This is a genomic window from Leisingera sp. S232 (assembly GCF_049800895.1).
Taxonomy (GTDB): domain Bacteria; phylum Pseudomonadota; class Alphaproteobacteria; order Rhodobacterales; family Rhodobacteraceae; genus Leisingera.
Genome location: NZ_JBNAFX010000040.1, coordinates 1 through 18,735 on the forward strand (window position 1 = coordinate 1; position 18,735 = coordinate 18,735).

At 60.1% G+C, this 18,735-nt stretch carries 15 protein-coding genes; 10 read left to right on the top strand and 5 right to left on the bottom strand.

Translation table 11 applies throughout. The annotated features are described in order from the left end of the window. The 4 genes from ACP151_RS18425 to ACP151_RS18440 form a co-directional block, all read left to right on the top strand. On the top strand, positions 1-1,332 hold a 1,332-nt coding region (locus ACP151_RS18425; protein WP_424980356.1), incomplete at its 5' end, for a methyl-accepting chemotaxis protein. 326 nt (positions 1,333-1,658) lie between these two features. Next, positions 1,659-2,390 (top strand): response regulator, encoded by a 732-nt coding sequence (locus ACP151_RS18430; RefSeq protein ID WP_424980357.1) that lies wholly within the window; start codon positions 1,659-1,661, stop codon positions 2,388-2,390. A gap of 88 nt (positions 2,391-2,478) precedes the next feature. Next, positions 2,479-2,979 (top strand): response regulator, encoded by a 501-nt coding sequence (locus ACP151_RS18435; protein ID WP_424980358.1) that lies wholly within the window; start codon positions 2,479-2,481, stop codon positions 2,977-2,979. Then, positions 2,951-4,042 carry a sensor histidine kinase gene (locus ACP151_RS18440; RefSeq protein ID WP_424980359.1) on the top strand — a complete coding sequence of 364 codons (1,092 nt, stop codon included), beginning with the start codon at positions 2,951-2,953 and terminating at the stop codon, positions 4,040-4,042. Before ACP151_RS18435 ends, ACP151_RS18440 begins: the two co-directional genes overlap by 29 nt. A 192-nt stretch (positions 4,043-4,234) precedes the next feature. Here the strand turns inward: ACP151_RS18440 and ACP151_RS18445 are convergent, their stop codons facing one another. Then, entirely contained in the window at positions 4,235-4,849 is a 615-nt protein-coding gene (locus tag ACP151_RS18445) for a helix-turn-helix domain-containing protein (RefSeq protein WP_424980360.1), read from the bottom strand. Positions 4,850-5,022: 173 nt separating this feature from the next. Here ACP151_RS18445 and lpdA point away from each other — a divergent pair, with 173 nt between their 5' ends. The 6 genes from lpdA (at position 5,023) to gcvP (ending at position 13,472) form a co-directional block, all read left to right on the top strand. After that, positions 5,023-6,405, top strand: a complete 1,383-nt coding sequence (gene lpdA, locus ACP151_RS18450; RefSeq protein WP_424980361.1) for a dihydrolipoyl dehydrogenase — start codon at positions 5,023-5,025, stop codon at positions 6,403-6,405. An 18-nt stretch (positions 6,406-6,423) separates the two neighbouring features. Then, positions 6,424-7,368: a lipoyl synthase gene (gene lipA, locus ACP151_RS18455; protein WP_424980362.1), complete on the top strand. Its 945-nt coding sequence runs from the start codon at positions 6,424-6,426 to the stop codon at positions 7,366-7,368. A gap of 137 nt (positions 7,369-7,505) precedes the next feature. Further along, positions 7,506-8,930, top strand: a complete 1,425-nt coding sequence (locus ACP151_RS18460) for an alanine/glycine:cation symporter family protein (protein ID WP_424980363.1) — start codon at positions 7,506-7,508, stop codon at positions 8,928-8,930. Positions 8,931-9,015: 85 nt separating this feature from the next. Next, a complete protein-coding gene (gene gcvT / locus ACP151_RS18465; protein ID WP_424980364.1) occupies positions 9,016-10,113 on the top strand; it encodes a glycine cleavage system aminomethyltransferase GcvT in 1,098 nt (365 codons plus the stop codon). A gap of 21 nt (positions 10,114-10,134) precedes the next feature. After that, positions 10,135-10,500 (top strand): glycine cleavage system protein GcvH, encoded by a 366-nt coding sequence (gene gcvH / locus ACP151_RS18470; protein WP_424980365.1) that lies wholly within the window; start codon positions 10,135-10,137, stop codon positions 10,498-10,500. 119 nt (positions 10,501-10,619) lie between these two features. Beyond that, entirely contained in the window at positions 10,620-13,472 is a 2,853-nt protein-coding gene (gene gcvP, locus ACP151_RS18475; protein ID WP_424980366.1) for an aminomethyl-transferring glycine dehydrogenase, read from the top strand. Positions 13,473-13,707: 235 nt separating this feature from the next. Here gcvP and ACP151_RS18480 read toward each other — a convergent pair whose 3' ends face one another. The 4 genes from ACP151_RS18480 to ACP151_RS18495 form a co-directional block, all read right to left on the bottom strand. Beyond that, positions 13,708-15,006, bottom strand: a complete 1,299-nt coding sequence (locus tag ACP151_RS18480; RefSeq protein ID WP_424980367.1) for an ABC transporter permease — start codon at positions 15,004-15,006, stop codon at positions 13,708-13,710. Further along, entirely contained in the window at positions 15,003-15,923 is a 921-nt protein-coding gene (locus ACP151_RS18485) for an ABC transporter permease (RefSeq protein WP_424980368.1), read from the bottom strand. The genes ACP151_RS18480 and ACP151_RS18485 overlap by 4 nt, the downstream gene beginning before the upstream one ends. Positions 15,924-15,936: 13 nt before the next feature. Continuing rightward, positions 15,937-17,049 (bottom strand): ABC transporter ATP-binding protein, encoded by a 1,113-nt coding sequence (locus ACP151_RS18490; RefSeq protein WP_424980369.1) that lies wholly within the window; start codon positions 17,047-17,049, stop codon positions 15,937-15,939. Between the two features lie 154 nt (positions 17,050-17,203). Then, complete coding sequence (locus tag ACP151_RS18495) at positions 17,204-18,328, bottom strand: extracellular solute-binding protein (RefSeq protein ID WP_424980370.1); 1,125 nt, start codon at positions 18,326-18,328, stop codon at positions 17,204-17,206. Between the last annotated feature and the right edge of the window lie 407 nt (positions 18,329-18,735).

The window sequence follows — 18,735 nt, forward strand, 5'->3', positions numbered from 1 at the left end:
TCGCTGATCTGCGCCGGTTTTGTGTCGCTCTTTGGCTGGCTGTTCGCGCGGTCTGTGACCCGACCGATTGACCGGATCTGCACCGATATGGAGGCCGTGTCCTCGGGCGATCTCGACATCGAGGTCGACGCGGCAAACCGCGGCGATGAAATCGGTAAGATCGGCCGGACCCTGGTCTCCATGCAGGACGACCTGAAGCTGGCCCGCGCCGCCGAAGAGGAGCGCGCCGAGATGCAGCGCCAGCAACAGCAGGTGGTGGAAAACCTCAGCGCCGGCCTGGTGCAGCTGGCGGATGGCGATTTCTCGCAGCCGATCACCTCTGCCTTCCCGGAAGAATACGAGCAGCTGCGGCAGAACTTCAACAGCACCGTCAGCAACCTTAGCGGCACTGTGCAGCAGGTGATCGAAGCTTCCGGCAGTATCCGCAATGGCGCCGCCGAGATCAGCCAGGCCTCCGACGACCTGTCGCACCGCACCGAAAGCCAGGCGGCAACGCTGGAGCAGACAGCTGCGGCACTGGATGAGCTGACCGCCAGCGTCAAATCCGCCGCCGACGGCGCCCGCAGCGTCGAAACCACCATGGCCGAGGCCCGCACCGAGGCGGAGAACAACCGCGAAGTGGTGCAGAGCGCGGTCTCGGCGATGACCGAGATCGAGCAGAGCTCGAACCACATCAGCCAGATCATCAGCGTGATCGACGACATCGCCTTCCAGACCAACCTGCTGGCGCTGAACGCCGGCGTCGAGGCGGCACGGGCAGGCGAGGCCGGCAAGGGCTTTGCGGTGGTTGCCAGCGAGGTGCGCGCCCTGGCGCAGCGGTCCTCTGACGCGGCGATGGAGATCAAGACGCTGATCGGCGACAGTTCCAAACAGGTGGAACGCGGCGTCGATCTGGTCGGCAAGGCCGGCGAGGCGCTGCAGAGCATCGTCGAACAGGTCACCCATATCTCGCAGCTGGTGTCTGGCATCGCCGAAGGCGCCGCCGAACAATCGACCGGCCTGCATGAGATCAACACCGGCGTGACCCAGCTGGATCAGGTGACCCAGCAGAACGCAGCAATGGTCGAAGAGGCCACCGCGGCTGGCCACATGCTGAACACCGACGCAGGCAAACTGGCGGAGATGGTCGCACATTTCCGGGTCTCCGGCAGCGCAGCACCTGCCGCCCGCCGGGCAGCCCCCGCTGCCGCAGCACCGACCGCACCGGCCGCCAGCCCGGCCCCTTCCGCACATGGCGACAACAGCTGGGATCTCGAAGCCAGCCCGGCCCCAGCCGCCGCGGCAGCCGACAGCGGCAGCAACGCCGCACGCGATCTCTGGCAGGACTTCTGAAAAATCCAGAAGGCGCCATGCCATCGCCAGGAGGCGCCCCCCCTTGAGATCGGAAGATTAGACTATAATTTTCCTAACCACAGATCATCCCCTGCATATGCAGGGGAGACCGCAACAAGGGCCGTCAAAACACCAGGAAATGACAGGCAACCTTGTTTCGGCCGCCCCAATCTCTCTTCCTGGCGCCCGCGTTCCGGTTTTCTTTAATCAAATTCCTCCGGATAATTAACCCAAACGCGAGACTGCAGAGGCTATACTCCTTTTACGTGTATCGTATCCGGATGCTGCCAAGTCCGGGTAGCCGTGTCATTTAGTGAGGTGCCAGTATGAGCAATGATTCAATTTCTGAAATGGCGACACCGCCCTTTATGCAGCCCGTGATCCTCAACATTCTTTCAGTGGACGATGATGAGATTGACAGGCTGCGCCTGAAGACACTGTGTCGCAAAGCAGGAATGGAGGCCGCGTTTTTTGAGGCCGCCAATCTGGATGAAATGCGGCAGCTGCTGGACAAGGAGCAATTCGATCTGGTCTTCCTGGACCACAACCTTGGCATGGATACCGGGCTGGATGCGCTGAAGCTGCTGCTGACGCACGAGGATCAAGTCCAGGCTGTTCCGATCATGCTGACGAGTGTCACCAGTTATCAGACCGCGGTGGAAGCCATGCGCCGCGGCTGCGCCGACTATATCGTGAAAGAAGAGCTATCCGTCGACGCGCTGATAAAGTCCATTGCTTCCTCCATTGAACGGCGTGCGCTTTACGGACAGCTGTCCAGTGCCAGGGCCTCCGAGAATGAACTGAGAAGGATCTTCCAGCGGTTCATCGTCGGCTGTGGACCCGACCTTCGGCTGCTGCTGAGCCGCACATTGGCCGGGGTCCGGGTGCTCAAATCACAGGCTCGACGCGATGACAGCGTCGCTCCGGACCTGCTGGCGGATATGTCCCTGCTCGAACGCGGCTGTAATGATCTTGTGGCATTCATGGACGACCTGGACAGCGTGATCGAGGACACCCGTGACGTTACTGCACGCGTGTCCCCGAATCTGTTGCAATAGCGGGCTCGGAAGAACACCAGCCTTTACCGGGCAATCCGGTAGGGCTGCCCCCCTTTCATGTGAAACCGGGGTGTCAGCAGAAAGGAGAATGGATCAAATGCGCAATAGCCAAGCGCGCGACCGCCCAGCCCTGAATATCATCCTTGTGGAAGATGATGATGGCGATGCAAAAGCTTTGGCCCGGGCTTTCGAGCAGGCGCAGATCTCCTATCCGATCACCCGGTTTGCCGACGGGGTTGAGGCCCTGGCTTTTCTGCGCGGCGAAATGAACCAGGTGCCGCCGCCTCATTTCGTGGTGCTAAGCGACATTAACATGCCCCGGAAAAACGGCATTGAGCTGCTGCGGGAAATACGCTCGGGCCCAGCCCTGCGTGACCTCCTCTTTATCGTGCTGACGACGTCGGATGACAAACGTGACATATCCGAAGCGTATGCTGGCCATGTTGCGGGTTACATTCTGAAATCCAAGGCCGGGCCCCGGTTTGCCGACCTAATGGCAACCTTCGGAAACTACTGGCAGAGCGTCGAGATACCGGAAATTCTCATCAGAAAGGCAGGCGATGGCTACGCTCAACATTCTTCTCATTGACGATGATGCCGGTGACCGGAAGCTCATGCAGCGACTGCTGAGGCAGCCCCATGCTGATGCCAGGATCATGGAAGCAACCAGCGGTGAAACCGCATTGGAGCACGCGGATCAGCCGGTGGATGTGATCTTTCTGGACTATCTGCTGCCTGACGGCACCGGACTTGATCTGATAGCGCGGCTGAATGAAGCCTGGCCCAGGGCGGTGCTGTTCATGACCACGGGCCATGGTGACGAGGAAATTGCCAAAAGTGTCATTCTGGCCGGCGCCAGCGACTATATCCCCAAATCCTCTCTCAGCGCAGAAGCCCTGAAACGGATGATTGCAAACGGGCTGAAGGTTGCGGAGATGCGCTGGCGGCTTCACGAGCAGCAAAATGAGCTGCGGCTGTTCTCGGACGTGCTGATCCACGACATGCGCGCGCCGCTGCGGGCCATCAAGTTTCTCAGCGACCAGATCCTGGAGGAATACAAAGACGGCGACCTCGAAGAGGTTGCCCGCCAGTTCAAGCTGATGAAGAAGTCCGTGAACAAAACCTCCGAACTGATTGAACGGCTGGCCAGCCACATCAACCCGCACAGCACCGGCCGCGCGGAGCGTGTCACTGTCGACAGTCTTTTTGACAGCCTACGTGCTGTTCTGGCCCAGGACCTTGCGGCGTCCAACGCGAAAATTGATTGGCACTCCGGCGGGTTGAGCGTTCTGTGTTTTCCGCCTGACATCGTGCAACTGCTGCAGAACCTGATCGGCAATGCCATTAAATACAGCGGTGGAAAGACGCCCGAGATCTCCGTTTTTGCCGAAGCCGCCCAGCCAGGGCTGATGATCTCAGTTGCCGACAACGGCATTGGCGTGCCGACGGAATACCGCGAAAAGATTTTTGAACCGTTCAAGAGACTGCAGCGCGGCAGTGAGCAGCCTGGCACCGGGTTGGGCTTGGCCACTTGCGCCAAAATCGCCAAGCGCCACATGGGTGTGATTTGGTGCGATCCGCAAACCGAAAGCGGCACGACGATCCGTTTCACGATCAGCCTGGAAGCACAGCCTGTCCGCGAAACGGCCTGACCATACGATGAAAGCAGAGCACTGCCCTAAACAAACCCGTCGGAAAAGACACCTGCGCCCTGCTGCATCCGCCGCTGTCACTGGTGATTGCGCCGCTGTGACAGAAAGGTCAATTCCTGAACCGCCAGAAAAACCAATCACCGCCCGGTCGACTGCCCAGCTGCAACCCTGCAGACGGCTTCTGAGCGGCGGTTAGCCTTCGAGCGACACCCAAAGCACCTTGGCATCCTCATCGCTGACCGAGACGCAGCCATGACCCATGCCGCTGTCATAATAGACGGAATCCCCGGCCCCCATGCGCAGTGGGCGGTAGTGTTCGGTGTAGAGGATCAATTCACCGCTCAACACAAACATGAATTCCTCGCCTTGGTGGCGGACCCAATTGTCGAACTCCGTTACATCGCGCGCTTTGATTGTGCTGATGTACGGGACCATGCGCTTGCTGGTGAGTTCGCTGCACAAAAGTTCATGATCGTAAGTAGAGGTTTCCTTGTGCTCGCCTTCCCCTGTGCGGGTAAAGTCCCGGCGCCCGGTCACGCCGCTTTGGCTGGACTGCACAAACAACTGCGGTGTCTCCAGTTCCAGCGTCTGCATCAGGCGGCGGATGATCTCGAAACTGGGGCGGGTCTGGTTGTTCTCGATCTTGGACAGGGTAGACCTGCCAATGGCGGCGGCCCGGGCAGCTTCCTCCAGCGTCAACCCCTTTTCCTTACGAGCTTCGCGAATCATTTTTCCCAGGATTTCACCATCCGGCGCCTCGATAGCCTCTGGGCCCAGTCCTATTTCTTCTGAGGGAATTGGTTCCATTTCTGCAAATTCTCCTGATCCGCAAACACTTTAGCTTTGATGCATTTTCTGGTCAAAATTTCCATCACCACAATTATTGTTTGCAATAGGGGAAAAGTTTCCTGTAGGAAACACGGTGTCGCATACAGCTCAATACGCGCCGGTCCTGGACCGCTTGCCGCAGGAGACATCACATGAGCGCATATGATCTGATCGTGATCGGAGCCGGTCCGGGCGGTTATGTCGCAGCAATCCGGGCGGCACAGCTGGGCCTGAAGGTTGCCTGCGTCGAAGGCCGCGGTTCTCTGGGCGGCACCTGCCTCAACGTTGGCTGCATTCCCTCCAAGGCGCTGCTGACCTCCTCAGGCAAGTTTGCCGAACTCACCGATCTCTCCTCGCACGGCATTTCCGTCGGCGCGATCAACCTGGATCTGGGCACGCTGATGGCGCGCAAAGACAAGATCGTTGGCGACCTGACCAAAGGCATCGCCTTCCTTTTCAAGAAGAACGGCGTCGACCACATTGAAGGCTGGGCCAATATCCCGGCGCCCGGCCAGGTGCAGGTCGGCGATGACACATACAGTGCAACGAACATTCTCGTCGCCACCGGATCGGAACCCACCGCCCTCTCCGGCGTGGATATAGATGAGGTGGACGTGCTGAGCAGCACCGGTGCGCTGTCGCTTGACGCCGCGCCAAAGCATTTGGTTGTGATCGGTGCCGGCGTGATCGGGCTTGAACTGGGTCAGGTCTGGTCACGCCTTGGGTCCAGGGTGACGATTGTGGAATACCTGGACCGTATTCTGCCCGGCATCGATGGTGAAATTGCCAAACTGGCCCAGCGTGCCCTGTCCAAGCGCGGATTGAAATTCCAACTGGGCCGGGCTTTGAAATCCGTCGAAAAAGGTGAACACGGCCTGACCCTGACCCTTGACCGCACGGGCAAGGACACCGAAGAGCAGATCGAGGCCGACAAGGTGTTGATCGCCATCGGCCGCCGCCCGGTGACCCGTGGTCTGGGCCTGGAGAAGCTTGGTGTCTCTGTCAACGCCAGCGGCTATATCGAAGTCGACGAAACTTTCCAAACCTCTGTCCCCGGCATCTTTGCCATCGGCGACTGCGTGCCCGGCCCGATGCTGGCCCACAAGGCCGAGGAAGATGGCGTTGCCTGCGTTGAAATCATCGCGGGCGAACACGGCCACGTGGACTACAACACTGTTCCGGGCGTGGTCTACACCGATCCCGAGGTGGCCTCAGTCGGGCAGACAGAAGAAGCGCTGAAGGAAGCAGGCACCAACTACATTGCCGGCAAGTTTGCCTTCATGGCCAACTCCCGTGCCCGCTCCACCGGCGAGACCGACGGCGCCGTCAAAGTGCTGGCCACGCCTGAGGGAAAGATCCTCGGCGCCCATATCTGCGGCGCGCATGGCGGTGACCTGATTGCAGAGCTGGTGCTGGCCATGACCAAGGGCGCGACGGTCGAGCAGGTTGCACGGACCTGCCACGCACATCCTGCAATGGGCGAGGCTGTGAAAGAAGCCTGCCTCGACGCCCTTGGCCGTGCCATCCACGCCTGACCCTGAGGGAGCTGCAAAATGACGATCCAGCTGAGACCCCGCCACCCGGAAAAAGCCCATAGGGCCGACAGTGCCATTCCGCGCAAACCGAAGTGGATCCGCAAGAAGAAGATCGACAGCCCGGAGTATTATGAAACCCGCAAGCTGATGCGGGAACATGATCTGGCAACCGTCTGCGAAGAGGCCGCCTGCCCCAACATCGGCGAATGCTGGTCCAAGCGCCACGCCACCATGATGATCATGGGCGAGGTCTGCACCCGGGGCTGCTCTTTCTGCAATGTGACCACCGGCAAACCGGACACGCTGGACGCGTTTGAGCCCGGCCGGGTTGCCGCAGCGGTCAAGAAATTGGGGTTGCGCCACGTGGTGATCACCTCTGTCGACCGGGACGACCTGCAGGACGGTGGCGCGGAACATATCGCCCAGACCATCCGCGCCACCCGCCATCAGAACCCCGGCACCACCATCGAGGTGCTGACCCCGGATTTCCTGGGCAAGGGCGCAGCGGCGGATGCGGTATTCGAGGCCGCACCGGACGTTTTCAACCACAACCTGGAAACCGTACCGCGGCTTTACCCGCGGGTGCGGCCAGGTGCGCGCTATTACACCTCGCTGCGGCTGCTGGACGATGCCAAACGCGCCAATCCGCAGCTGTTCACCAAGTCCGGCATCATGGTCGGCCTGGGCGAGAGCCTCGACGACGTGCGTCAGGTGATGGATGATCTGCGGGCCGCACAGGTCGATTTCCTGACCGTGGGCCAATACCTGCAGCCCACCCCGAAACACCACCCGATCGACCGCTTCTGGTCGCCGGAAGAATTCGAGCAGCTGGAACAAATCGCCCGCGCCAAAGGATTCCTGCACGTGTCTGCGACGCCGCTGACCCGTTCATCCTTCCATGCGGATGAAGATTTTGCCGCCCTGAAGGAGGCCCGTCAGATGACCTTGGCAAAGGGTAATTGACCCAAATGCAATCAGGAGTAGTCTCATGGTGAGAAATCACACTCAATTCCGGAAGACGCCCGGCAACGGCACAGTGGTCAGACGTTCGCACGTGAAACGTTCGAATTCAGATGCCAGCAACAAACGGAGGACTGGCGATGTCGTTTCTTGAGAGCATATTCGGCACCATTGGTGACCTGACATGGGGCTGGTCGCTGATCCCCTTCCTGGTGATTTTCGGCGGGTTTCTGACCATCGCCACCGGGTTTGTTCAGTTCCGCTATTTCAAACGTATGTTCCGGGTGCTGTCCGGCAGCAACCAGACCGCGGATCCGAATACCATTACCGCCCGCGAGGCGCTGTTCGTGTCCATCGGCGGCAGGGTTGGCGGCGGCAACATTGCCGGCGTTGCGGTGGCGATCACCCTTGGCGGCCCCGGCGCAGTGTTCTGGATGTGGGCAATTGCCGTCGTCGGCATGGCCACCAGCCTGGTGGAATGCACCCTGGCACAGGTCTACAAACGCCGCCAGGAAGACGGCTCCTTCCGTGGCGGCCCGGCCCGGATGATCCTGCACGGCCTGGGCGAAAACTACCGCTGGCTGGCGGTGATCTATGCGGTCTGTCTGGTCGCAGCCTTTGGCATCGGTTTCCCGGCATTCCAGGGCAACACCGTTGCGGGTGCAGCTGAAAACGCCTTTGGCCTCAGCCGACTGATCACAGGCGCAGTGCTGACAGTTGGCACCGGCTATATCGTCTTTGGCGGCATGCAGCGGATCGCCAAGGCGTCGGACATTATCGTGCCGGTCATGGCGCTTGGCTATATCGCGATGGCGCTCATCGTGATCGTGCTGAACATCGGTGACATCCCGGCTGCCTTTGCGTCTATTTTTGCCAACGCATTCGGCTTTGAAGAAGCCGTCAGCGGCGGTATGGGTGCTGCCATCGCCCAGGGCCTGCGCCGCGGCCTGTTCTCGAACGAAGCCGGTCTTGGCTCAGCACCTAACGTCGCAGCCACTGCCGACGTGCGCCATCCGATCAGCCAGGGCATCACCCAGTCCTTCTCGGTCTTCGTCGACACAATCGTGATCTGCTCCTGTACCGCACTGATGATCCTTGTCAGCGACGTCTATCAGCCGGGCGCCGATATCGACGGTGTGGTCCTGACCCAGAACGCTTTGGCGGACAGTTTGGGCAATTGGACCAGCTACTTTCTGACCCTTGCGGTCCTGCTGTTCGCCTTCAGCTCGATCATCTACAACTACTATCTGGGCGAAAACGCGATTTCGGTCTTTACCAAGAACAGAACCGCGATCCTGGTGTTCAAGCTGGCGCTGATGGCGATTGTCTTCCTGGGCGCCGTGGCCCCTGGCGCGACTTCGGTGTTCTTCTTCTCCGATCCGCTGATGGGCGTTCTGGCCATCGTCAACCTGCTCGCGCTGATGATGCTGTTCCCGGTGCTGGCCCGCGTGCTGAGCGATTTCGACAAGCAGTTGAAAGCCGGCACCGACCGCCCGGTCTTTGACCCGGCACAATTCCCGGATCTTGATCTGGATCATTCTGCCTGGAACAAAAAAGCCGAATGACCTTGGGCAGATCCCCCAAAACCAATCGCGGAGGGCGTCAGCGCCCTCCCACCTCCTTCCACCCCCTTCTGCAAAGGCGCACAGGATGACCGACACACCCAAACGCACCCCGCTTTATGACCTGCATGTCGAGCTTGGCGGCAAGATGGTCGACTTTGCCGGCTGGGACATGCCGGTCCAGTACCCCATGGGCATCATGGGCGAGCACAAACAGTGCCGCGAGAAGGCCGCACTGTTTGACGTCTCCCACATGGGCCAGGTGATCCTGCGCGGCGACAACGTGGGCACCAAGCTGGAATCGCTCTGCCCGCAAGCCTTTGCAACCCTGAAAGCGGGCAAAGCCCGCTACGGCTTCTTCACCAACGAAGACGGCGGCATCCTGGATGATCTGATCGTCTCCAACGCCGGAGACCACTATTTTGTGGTGGTGAACGCAGCACTTCGCCACCAGGACATCCCGCACATGCGGGCCAACCTGAACGACGTCGAAGTGACCGAAATCTTCGACCGCGCGCTGGTTGCCGTGCAAGGCCCCAAAGCCGAGGACGTTGTGGGCGAGCTGTGCCCCGTCGCCCGTGAGCTGAAATTCATGGAAACAACCCTGGCAGACATCGGCGGTGTCGAATGCCGCATTTCCCGCCTCGGCTACACCGGCGAAGACGGCTATGAGATCTCGATCCCCGAAGCAGACGCCATCCGCCTGTCCAAACTGTTCCTGGCCCATGACGATTGCGAGCCTGCAGGCCTGGGTGCCCGCGACTCCTTGCGTCTCGAAGCCGGTCTCTGCCTCTATGGCAACGACATAGACCCGTCGACTTCGCCGATCGAAGCATCTCTGGCCTGGGCCATCCAGAAGCGCCGCAAAGAAGAAGGCGGCTTCCCCGGTGCTGCCCGCATCCAAAAGGAACTGGCTGAAGGCACCGCCAAGAAACTGGTCGGCATCAAGCCAGAAGGCCGTGCACCCGCCCGCCGAGATGTGGAAATCCAATCCGCTGAAGGTAACACGATTGGCACGATTACTTCAGGAAGCTTCGGCCCCACAATCGGCGGCCCAGTCGCAATGGGATACGTTTCGGCAGGCCACGGCACGCCGGGCGAAAAAGTGAACCTCATCATCCGCGGCAAGGCGCAGCCAGCTGAGATCGTTGCCCTGCCCTTTGTCACCCAGAACTACAAACGCTAAGCCATCATCAGGAGAGTCAAAATGGCCACCTATTATTCCGAAGACCACGAGTGGATCACCGTTGAAGGCGACACTGCAACCCTGGGCATCACCCAGCACGCGGCAGACCAACTGGGCGAAGTTGTCTTTGTCGAACAGCGCGAAGCCGGCGACGCGTTTGAAAAAGGCGGCGAGATCGGCGTCATCGAATCCGTAAAAGCAGCCTCTGAAATCTATGCGCCGCTGAACGGCGAAGTGATCGCGGCCAATGAGGCCCTGGCCGACAACCCCGGCGCCCTGAACGAAAGCCCAGAAGGCGGCGCCTGGATTTACAAGATCAAGATCTCGGACGCGTCCCAGCTGGACGACCTGATGGATCTGGACGGCTACAAAGCCCTGATCGGCTGACCCCAGCGGCGGCTGTGCTGCCACCTGCACGGATCCGCCTTTCTTCTGGCTAAAAATATCCCCGCCGGAGGCTCCCATTCTTCCGGCCGGGCGTGACCTTCAAACAGGAGCGCTTGCAAATGGCCTTCAAACTGACCGATTACGAAGCCTATGACTTCGCCAACCGGCGCCACATCGGCCCGTCGCCGACCGAGATGCGCGACATGCTGCAGGTGATCGGCTTCAAAACCCTGGACGCGCTGATCGACGCAACCGTGCCGCCCGCCATCCGCCAGAAAGAGGCGCTGGACTGGGGCCCGGCGATGACCGAACGCGACGCTCTCTTTCACATGAAAGAGGTGGCGTCCAAGAACAAGGTGCTGACCTCGCTGATCGGCCAGGGCTACTACGGCACCACCACCCCGGCGCCGATCCTGCGCAACATTCTGGAAAACCCGGCCTGGTACACCGCCTATACGCCGTATCAGCCAGAAATCTCCCAGGGCCGTCTTGAAGCTCTGCTGAACTTCCAGACCATGGTCAGCGACCTGACCGGCCTGGACATCGCCAACGCATCCCTGCTGGACGAAGCCACCGCCGCCGCCGAGGCCATGTCGATGGCACACCGCGGCTCGCGCTCCAAGGCGAACAACGCCGCCTTCTTTGTTGACAAGAACTGCCACCCGCAGACCGTCGCCGTGATCCAGACCCGCGCCGAGCCTCTGGGCATCGACGTTGTGGTTGCTGATCCCGATGACCTGGACCCGGGTGCCGTCTTTGGCGCCATCTTCCAGTATCCCGGCACCTACGGCCACGTGCGTGATTTCACCGCAGAAATTGCAGCCATCCACGAACACAAGGGCATTGCCGTCGTCGCAGCCGACATCCTGTCGCTGGCTCTGCTGAAATCCCCCGGCGAAATGGGGGCTGACATTGCCATCGGCTCCACCCAGCGTTTCGGTGTGCCGATGGGTTATGGCGGCCCGCACGCCGCCTACATGGCGACCACCGACAAGCTGAAGCGCGCCATGCCCGGCCGTATTATCGGTGTCTCTGTTGATGCGCGCGGCAACAAGGCCTACCGCCTGGCACTGCAGACCCGTGAACAGCATATCCGCCGCGAAAAAGCCAATTCCAACGTCTGTACCGCACAGGCGCTGCTGGCCGTCATCGCATCCATGTATGCGGTCTACCACGGCCCCGACGGCATCAAGGCGATTGCCCAGTCGGTGCACCGCAAAACCTCGCGCCTGGCCGCCGGGCTGGAGGAGAACGGTTTCAAGGTTGAGCCGGACGTCTTCTTCGACACCATCACCGTCGACGTCGGCCCGCTCCAGAAAACTGTCATGGAAGCGGCCGTTGCCCGCGGCGTCAACCTGCGCAAAGTGGGTGAAGACCGCATCGGCATCTCGCTGGACGAACAGACCCGCGCCGAGACCATCGAAGCCGTCTGGGCAGCCTTCGGCATCGACAAGAAGGACGACAGCCTTGCCAACCGCGCCTACCGCCTGCCCGACTATGCGCTGCGTGAAAGCGAGTATCTGACCCACCCGATCTTCCACAAGAACCGGGCCGAAGCAGAGATCACCCGCTATATGCGCCGTCTGGCCGACCGCGATCTGGCGCTGGACCGGGCGATGATCCCGCTGGGGTCCTGCACCATGAAGCTGAACGCGACCATCGAGATGATCCCGGTCACCTGGCCGGAATTCGGCAACCTGCACCCTTTCTGCCCGGAAGATCAGGCGCAGGGCTACCACCAGATGATCAATGATCTGAACGACAAGCTCTGCCAGATCACCGGCTATGACGCGATCTCTCAGCAGCCGAACTCCGGTGCGCAGGGTGAATACGCAGGCCTGCTGACCATCCGCAACTACCACGCATCGCGCGGCGAAGCGCACCGCAATATCTGCCTGATCCCGACCTCTGCACATGGCACAAACCCGGCGTCGGCACAGATGGTGGGCTACAAGGTGGTTCCGGTAAAGTCGGACGACAGCGGCAACATCGACGTTGCCGACTTCCGCGCCAAGGCAGAAGAGCATTCCGCCGATCTGGCTGCCTGCATGATCACCTACCCCTCCACTCACGGCGTGTTCGAGGAAACCGTGCAGGAAGTCTGCCAGATCACTCATGATCACGGCGGTCAGGTCTATATCGACGGCGCCAATATGAACGCGATGGTGGGCCTCGCGCAGCCAGGCAAGATCGGCGGCGACGTCTCGCACCTGAACCTGCACAAGACCTTCTGCATTCCGCATGGTGGCGGCGGCCCCGGCATGGGCCCGATCGGTGTCAAGGCGCATCTGGCCGACCATCTGCCGGGCCACCCGGAATACGGCACTGCCGTGGGTCCGGTTTCGGCAGCTCCGTTTGGTTCGCCCTCGATCCTGCCGGTCAGCTGGGCCTACTGTCTGCTGATGGGCGGCGCAGGCCTGACTCAGGCAACCAAGGTTGCGATCCTGAACGCAAATTACATCGCAGCCCGCCTGAAGGATGGCTACAAGATCCTCTACACTTCGGAAACGGGCCGTGTGGCGCATGAATGCATTCTGGATACCCGTCCGCTGGCCGATGAAGGCAATGTCACCGTCGACGACGTTGCCAAACGCCTGGTCGACTCCGGTTTCCACGCTCCGACCATGTCCTGGCCGGTGGCTGGCACGCTGATGGTGGAGCCAACCGAATCCGAGCCCAAGGACGAGCTGGACCGTTTCTGCGACGCCATGCTGTCGATCCGCTCAGAGGCGCAGGACATCATCGACGGCAAGATCGATCCTGAAAACAACCCGCTGAAGCACGCGCCGCACACAGTGCGCGACCTGGTCGGCGAATGGGACCGTCCCTACAGCCGCGAACAGGCCTGCTTCCCACCGGGCAACCTTGGCGTCGATAAATACTGGCCTGCTGTGAACCGGGTGGACAACGCCTATGGCGACCGCAACCTGATCTGCACCTGCCCGCCGATGTCGGACTACGAAGAAGAGTAAGCCCAGGCTTGCCAGGCCGACTGCCCCGCTGGCCTGTCTGGCGGGGCATCCTCCAGGCCGAACAATGCGGCTGCATCCCGCATGACCGCCTGACCCGCTCAGCGCGGAGGGTGAGGTCCTGTCTCGACCCGCTGACAGCGTGGCACCCGCCTGCTTCAACGACATCAAAGTCATCTTTGGGCAAAATGAAAAAGGCGGCCTCTGGGCCGCCTTTTCTGTTCTTGCAAAGTCCGGATCAGTTGCTTGATCCGCTCTCCCCGTCGTCGCCGGACAGCGCGGTTGGATCGAACGCACCGCCAAAGCCAGAGCTGCCACCCTCGCCGCTGTCCTGCGGCTGCTCTGCTTCAGCTCCACTCTCTTCACCCGACAGGGCATTCGGGGCAAAAACACCGCCGAAGCCGGAGTTGTTACCGGACCCGGTAGAGGGCGCTGTTTGCGCCGGGGCTTCACCCTGCTGCTCCTGCTGCTGTTGACGGCGGAGTTCACGCTGCTGACGCAGTTCCTGGATACGCAGCTCGGTCTCCAGACGTTTCTGCTCTTGTACGTTGGCGATACACTGCTGCGGGCTGTAGACCGTGGCCGTACCGACCACCGCCACCGTTGCACAGGCCACAACCACCAGCGCCACCGCAGCAACGTTGGAGCTGAGGAAGCCCGGCAGCCGCAGCTTGCCACTTTCCAGCTCTTCCACGGTTGCCTTCTTGCGTGCGTCGGCCACCAACTGCTTGCGGCGGATATTGGCCTCGTTGAAGAGCGCCGCAAGCACTGTCAGGATCACGATGATAAAGGCCAGGGCCGAGATCGCGGGCGTGATACCGTACCGCACCTTCTGCGCCAGCTCGATGGTCAGCGTCGGGTATTCACCGAAGGTAAAGGTGGTGGTGTTGTAGTTCTCGAACGACGCCAGGAAGGCCAGCACCGCCGCCGAGGCAATGGCCGGCCGCATGAACGGCAGCAGCACTTTGCGGAAAGCCTGGGCATGGGTGGCGCCCAGATCCAGTGCAGCCTCGGTCAGCGCGATGTCATAGCGCTGCAGACGCGCCACCAGCACCAGCATGCAGTAGCTGGCGATAAAGGTGGACTGGCCGATGATGGTCAGGAACAGACCATTCGACAGCCAGCTGTCCGCCCCCAGGCCCAGCATGCGGTTGATCCGGTCCCAGAACACCAGGGTCGAGATACCAATGACCACGCCGGGGATCAGGATCGGTGCGATGATGATGGTGTAATAGGTCGCCCGCAGCTTGGGCCAGATCTGGGTCAGCATCAGCGCCCCCGCCAGCCCCATTGCCACCGACAAAACAACTGTGCCTGCCCCGACCAGGATCGAATTCCAGATCCCGTTCAGAATCCGCTCATCCTGGAACAGAGCCGAGAACCATTCAAACGTCAGGCATTCCCAGGGGGTCATCCGCGGGAAAGACGGTGAGTTGAAAGCCGTCGCCGACATGATCACCAAGGGGCCGAGCAAATAAGCAAAGAAGATTGCCAGATAGACCCAAAGGCTTATGCGCATAAAGGAGAAGGTCTTCATTTGCCGATATCCCCCATGTTCACCTTGAACAGGCGCATGATGGCCAGAACAAGCAGGATACAGGTGACCAGCAGAACCACCGCATAGGCCGCGCCCTGCGGCCAGTCGGAGTTGTCATTGAACTGCTGATAGATCAGCTGCGTAAACCATAGGGACGACGGTCCGCCCAGGATCTGCGGCGCCGCCAGTGCGCCTGCCGACAGCATGAACACCATGGTGCAGCCCGAAGAAATCCCCGGCTTGGCATAGGGGATGACCACCCGCTGGTGAATCTTGGTCCAGCTGGCGCCCATGTCGCGGGCGGCCTCTATCTGATTGCGATCCAGGCTCTCAATCACGTTGTAGATCGGGAAGATCATCAACAGGATATAGGCATAGCCAAGGCCCGCATAGAGCGCGATGTCATTGCGGATGAAGTCAAAGGGCGTGTCGAAAATCCCCAAGCCCACCAGCATGTTGTTCAGGACCCCGGTTTCGCCAAAGATGATACGCAGGGCGAATGCCCGCAGGATCTCGTTGATCCAGTAAGGGATGATCAGCATCAGCGCGAAGATGCGGATGTGATTTCCTTTGGTCTGGGCCAGGTAATAGGCGATCGGATAGCACAGGATCAGGTTGAAGATGGTGACGCAAGCTGCCGCCACCAGGGTGCGGAAGAACACCTTGAGGTCAACCGCGTTGTAGTCCTGGCCGCCCCCCTCGGGGCCGAAGATCAGGTATTTGTAGTTCTCCAGCGTATAGACGTCCTTGGGACCGCCGATCTCTGGCGGCGGCAGGTTGGGACGGAATGAGAAGTCGAGCATCGACAGCTGCGGCAGAATGATCAGGCCGATGGTCCAGAACAGGACCAGACCCAGCATCAGGCTGCCCATGCCGACACCATTGCGCTTGAAGAATTCCTTCAGGAAGCTTGGCATGGTACGGGCCTCCTCATTCTGCGGCCAGCTCACCCGCGGGCACGACGACGGCGTTCTTCGTCTCGTATTCCAGGGTGATGTTCTGGCCGGTGTGATCGTCAAACGACTGGCCCAGATTGGGGATCGAGACTTTCAGTTCCTTGCCGCCGTCGCCTTCCATGAAGATGTTAAAGGCATTGCCTTCGAATTCTTCATGATTGACCTTGGCCGTCACGAAATGATCGCCGGTTGCCCCCTGCGGTGCCAATGCAAAGGCTTCCGGACGGATGAACATCATCGCCTCGTCGCCTTCCTTCATCTTGCCCCGGTTGGCAGTGGAGATCCGCGCCACCAATTCGCCCGAACGGTTGGTCGCGATCAGCGCTTCGTCTCCCATCACCCGTTTGACCTTGCCGCGGAAGACATTGTTTTCGCCGACAAAGGAAGCCGCAAAAGCCGTTGCAGGGTCGTTATAGATGGTCTTACCGTCGGCGATCTGGTCAATGATGCCCGCCTTCATCACCGCGATATTGTCGGACATGGTCAGTGCCTCGCCCTGGTCGTGGGTAATGTAGATGAAAGTGATACCGACCCGCTGCTGGATCTCGCGCAGCTCGGTGCGCATATGCTGGCGCAGTTTCAGGTCCAGCGCCGACAGCGGTTCATCCAGCAGCAGCACATCCGGTTCCGCACAAAGTGCGCGCGCGATGGCCACCCGCTGACGTTGGCCGCCTGACAGTTCACTGGGCAGCTTTTCCCCCTGCCCCGGCAGCGCGATCATATCCAGGAGCTCATCCGCACGTTTGCGGCGTTCCTTGGTAGAAGCCCCCTTGATTTCCATCGAAAAGGTGATGTTTTCCCAGATCTTCATCAGCGGAAACAGCGCCAGGTTCTGGAAGATCAGTGCGGTCGGACGCTTGTTCGGCCCGATCCCCTTCATGTCATTGCCGCCGATCAGCACCCGGCCGTCGCTCGGGTCCAAAAAGCCCGAGACGGCACGCAGAATCGTCGTCTTGCCGCAGCCTGAAGGGCCCAGGAAGGAAAAGAAATCCCCTCCATTGATGTTCACATTGGCATCACGCACGGCGACAAAGTCGCCAAAGCGGATCCAAAGGTTCTCGAGATCAACGCCGACCCCAGCACTCATTTGGCTTCTCCCCACAGCACAGATCCCCACCCCGGCGGCAGGCGCCGGCCCCGCTAGGTCTGTTTCCTGTTTCATATTCTTGTGTGATTGCGCCATTACAGCGCGGTCGGCCCCCGGAAGATCCACCGGGGGCCGGTTTATTCAAATGCTGCGATCAGGCGCTTTTGAACTTGTTGACGAACTCGGTGCGCACATCTGCATACCAGGGTGCTTCCGCAGGCCATGGGTTCAGATTGGCCAGCGAGCTGCCCGGATAGGCTTCGGCGAAGTTCTGTTTATAAACATCACCAGAGAAGCCATCCGCGCCCAGAACCGGCGAATTGTAGCCGTGGCTGTCGATCGCCTTGCCTGCGGGTTCCTGTTCGTAAGCATACGAGATGAAGGCGTAGACCTGCTCTTCATTCTGGGCGCCTACCGGCATCGAGATACCGTCAACCCAGGCCATCGCGCCTTCGACCGGCGCCTGGTAATGCACCGGCTCGCCTGCGGATTTCAGCGCCAGCGGCGGGCCGTCCCAGGTTTGGCCAACCACAACGCCTTCGTTCAGCAGGCCGTTCTTCTGAGTATCCGCATCGTTCCAGATCAGCTTGATCCGGTTTTTGCGCGCCACGCACCAGTCGGTGACCTGGCCCCAGACCTTGCGCATGGTTTCCTCGTCGTCATAGGCGGCCCAGATCGAACCCGGCTCCATCTCGCCCGAAGCTTCCATGTAGAGACCTGCACCCAGCATCATCGAATGTGCCCGGCCCATGGTCTTGCCAGCATTTTCTTCTGACCAGACATCGCCATAGGACGGCGCATCACCGGCCGGCAGCCATTTGTCGGTGCGGTAGGCAATGCCTTCGGTGCCCCAGATGTGTGGCAGCCAATGCACGCCAGAACCACCAAAGTTCCAGGCATCGGTGCCAATCTTGGCCATGGCCGGGTTCACCGCGTCAATGTTGACCTTGTTCATGTCAAACGGCTTCAACAGCTCCAGCGGACCCCACTGCAGCGAACGGTTGTTGGTCGGCGACACAATGTCGAAACCCTGGCCCTTGGTGGCCTTCATCTTGTTGATGATCTCTTCGTTCGAGCCGATGCCGGTGTAGTTCACCTTGATGCCGGTCTTGGCCTCGAAGCCGGAAATGAATTCCGGTGGCAGGTAGTCCGACCACATCAGAATGTTGACTTCACCCGAAGACGCCAATGCGCTTTTGGAGTAAAGCGGTGCCGCCAAAGCAGCGGCGCCAGCACTCTTCAGAATACTCCGCCGCGTCAGCTTACCAGTGATTGTCATTGATCCATTTCTCCCTTTGGACTGCTATTTGTTGTTTTTGTTGTTTCAACGCTGAAACTTTGCGAAGGCTTACCCGCCTCCAACAGTGACAGTTTCTAAAAACAATAAGACCAGATCCTCCATCAACTTGCGCAACATGGTGCCAGTTCCGGCACATTTTGAAAATACCCGCTCCCCAAGCGCGATGAGATACTAGCTCTACAGCAGCACTCTGCGCGCACTGGGGCTGGCCGTCAACGCTCCTCGATCAAAACCTGCAGAAAGCCGTATCACTCAATCATATGAAAACATCATGACACAGCAGTAGGATAGCAGATGACACATTGATTTTCGCGGCATCAGGCAATCGCAGCATCCTGGCTGATTCGAATAGGCCATGCCACATCGGCCTGTTCCCAAGCCGCTCA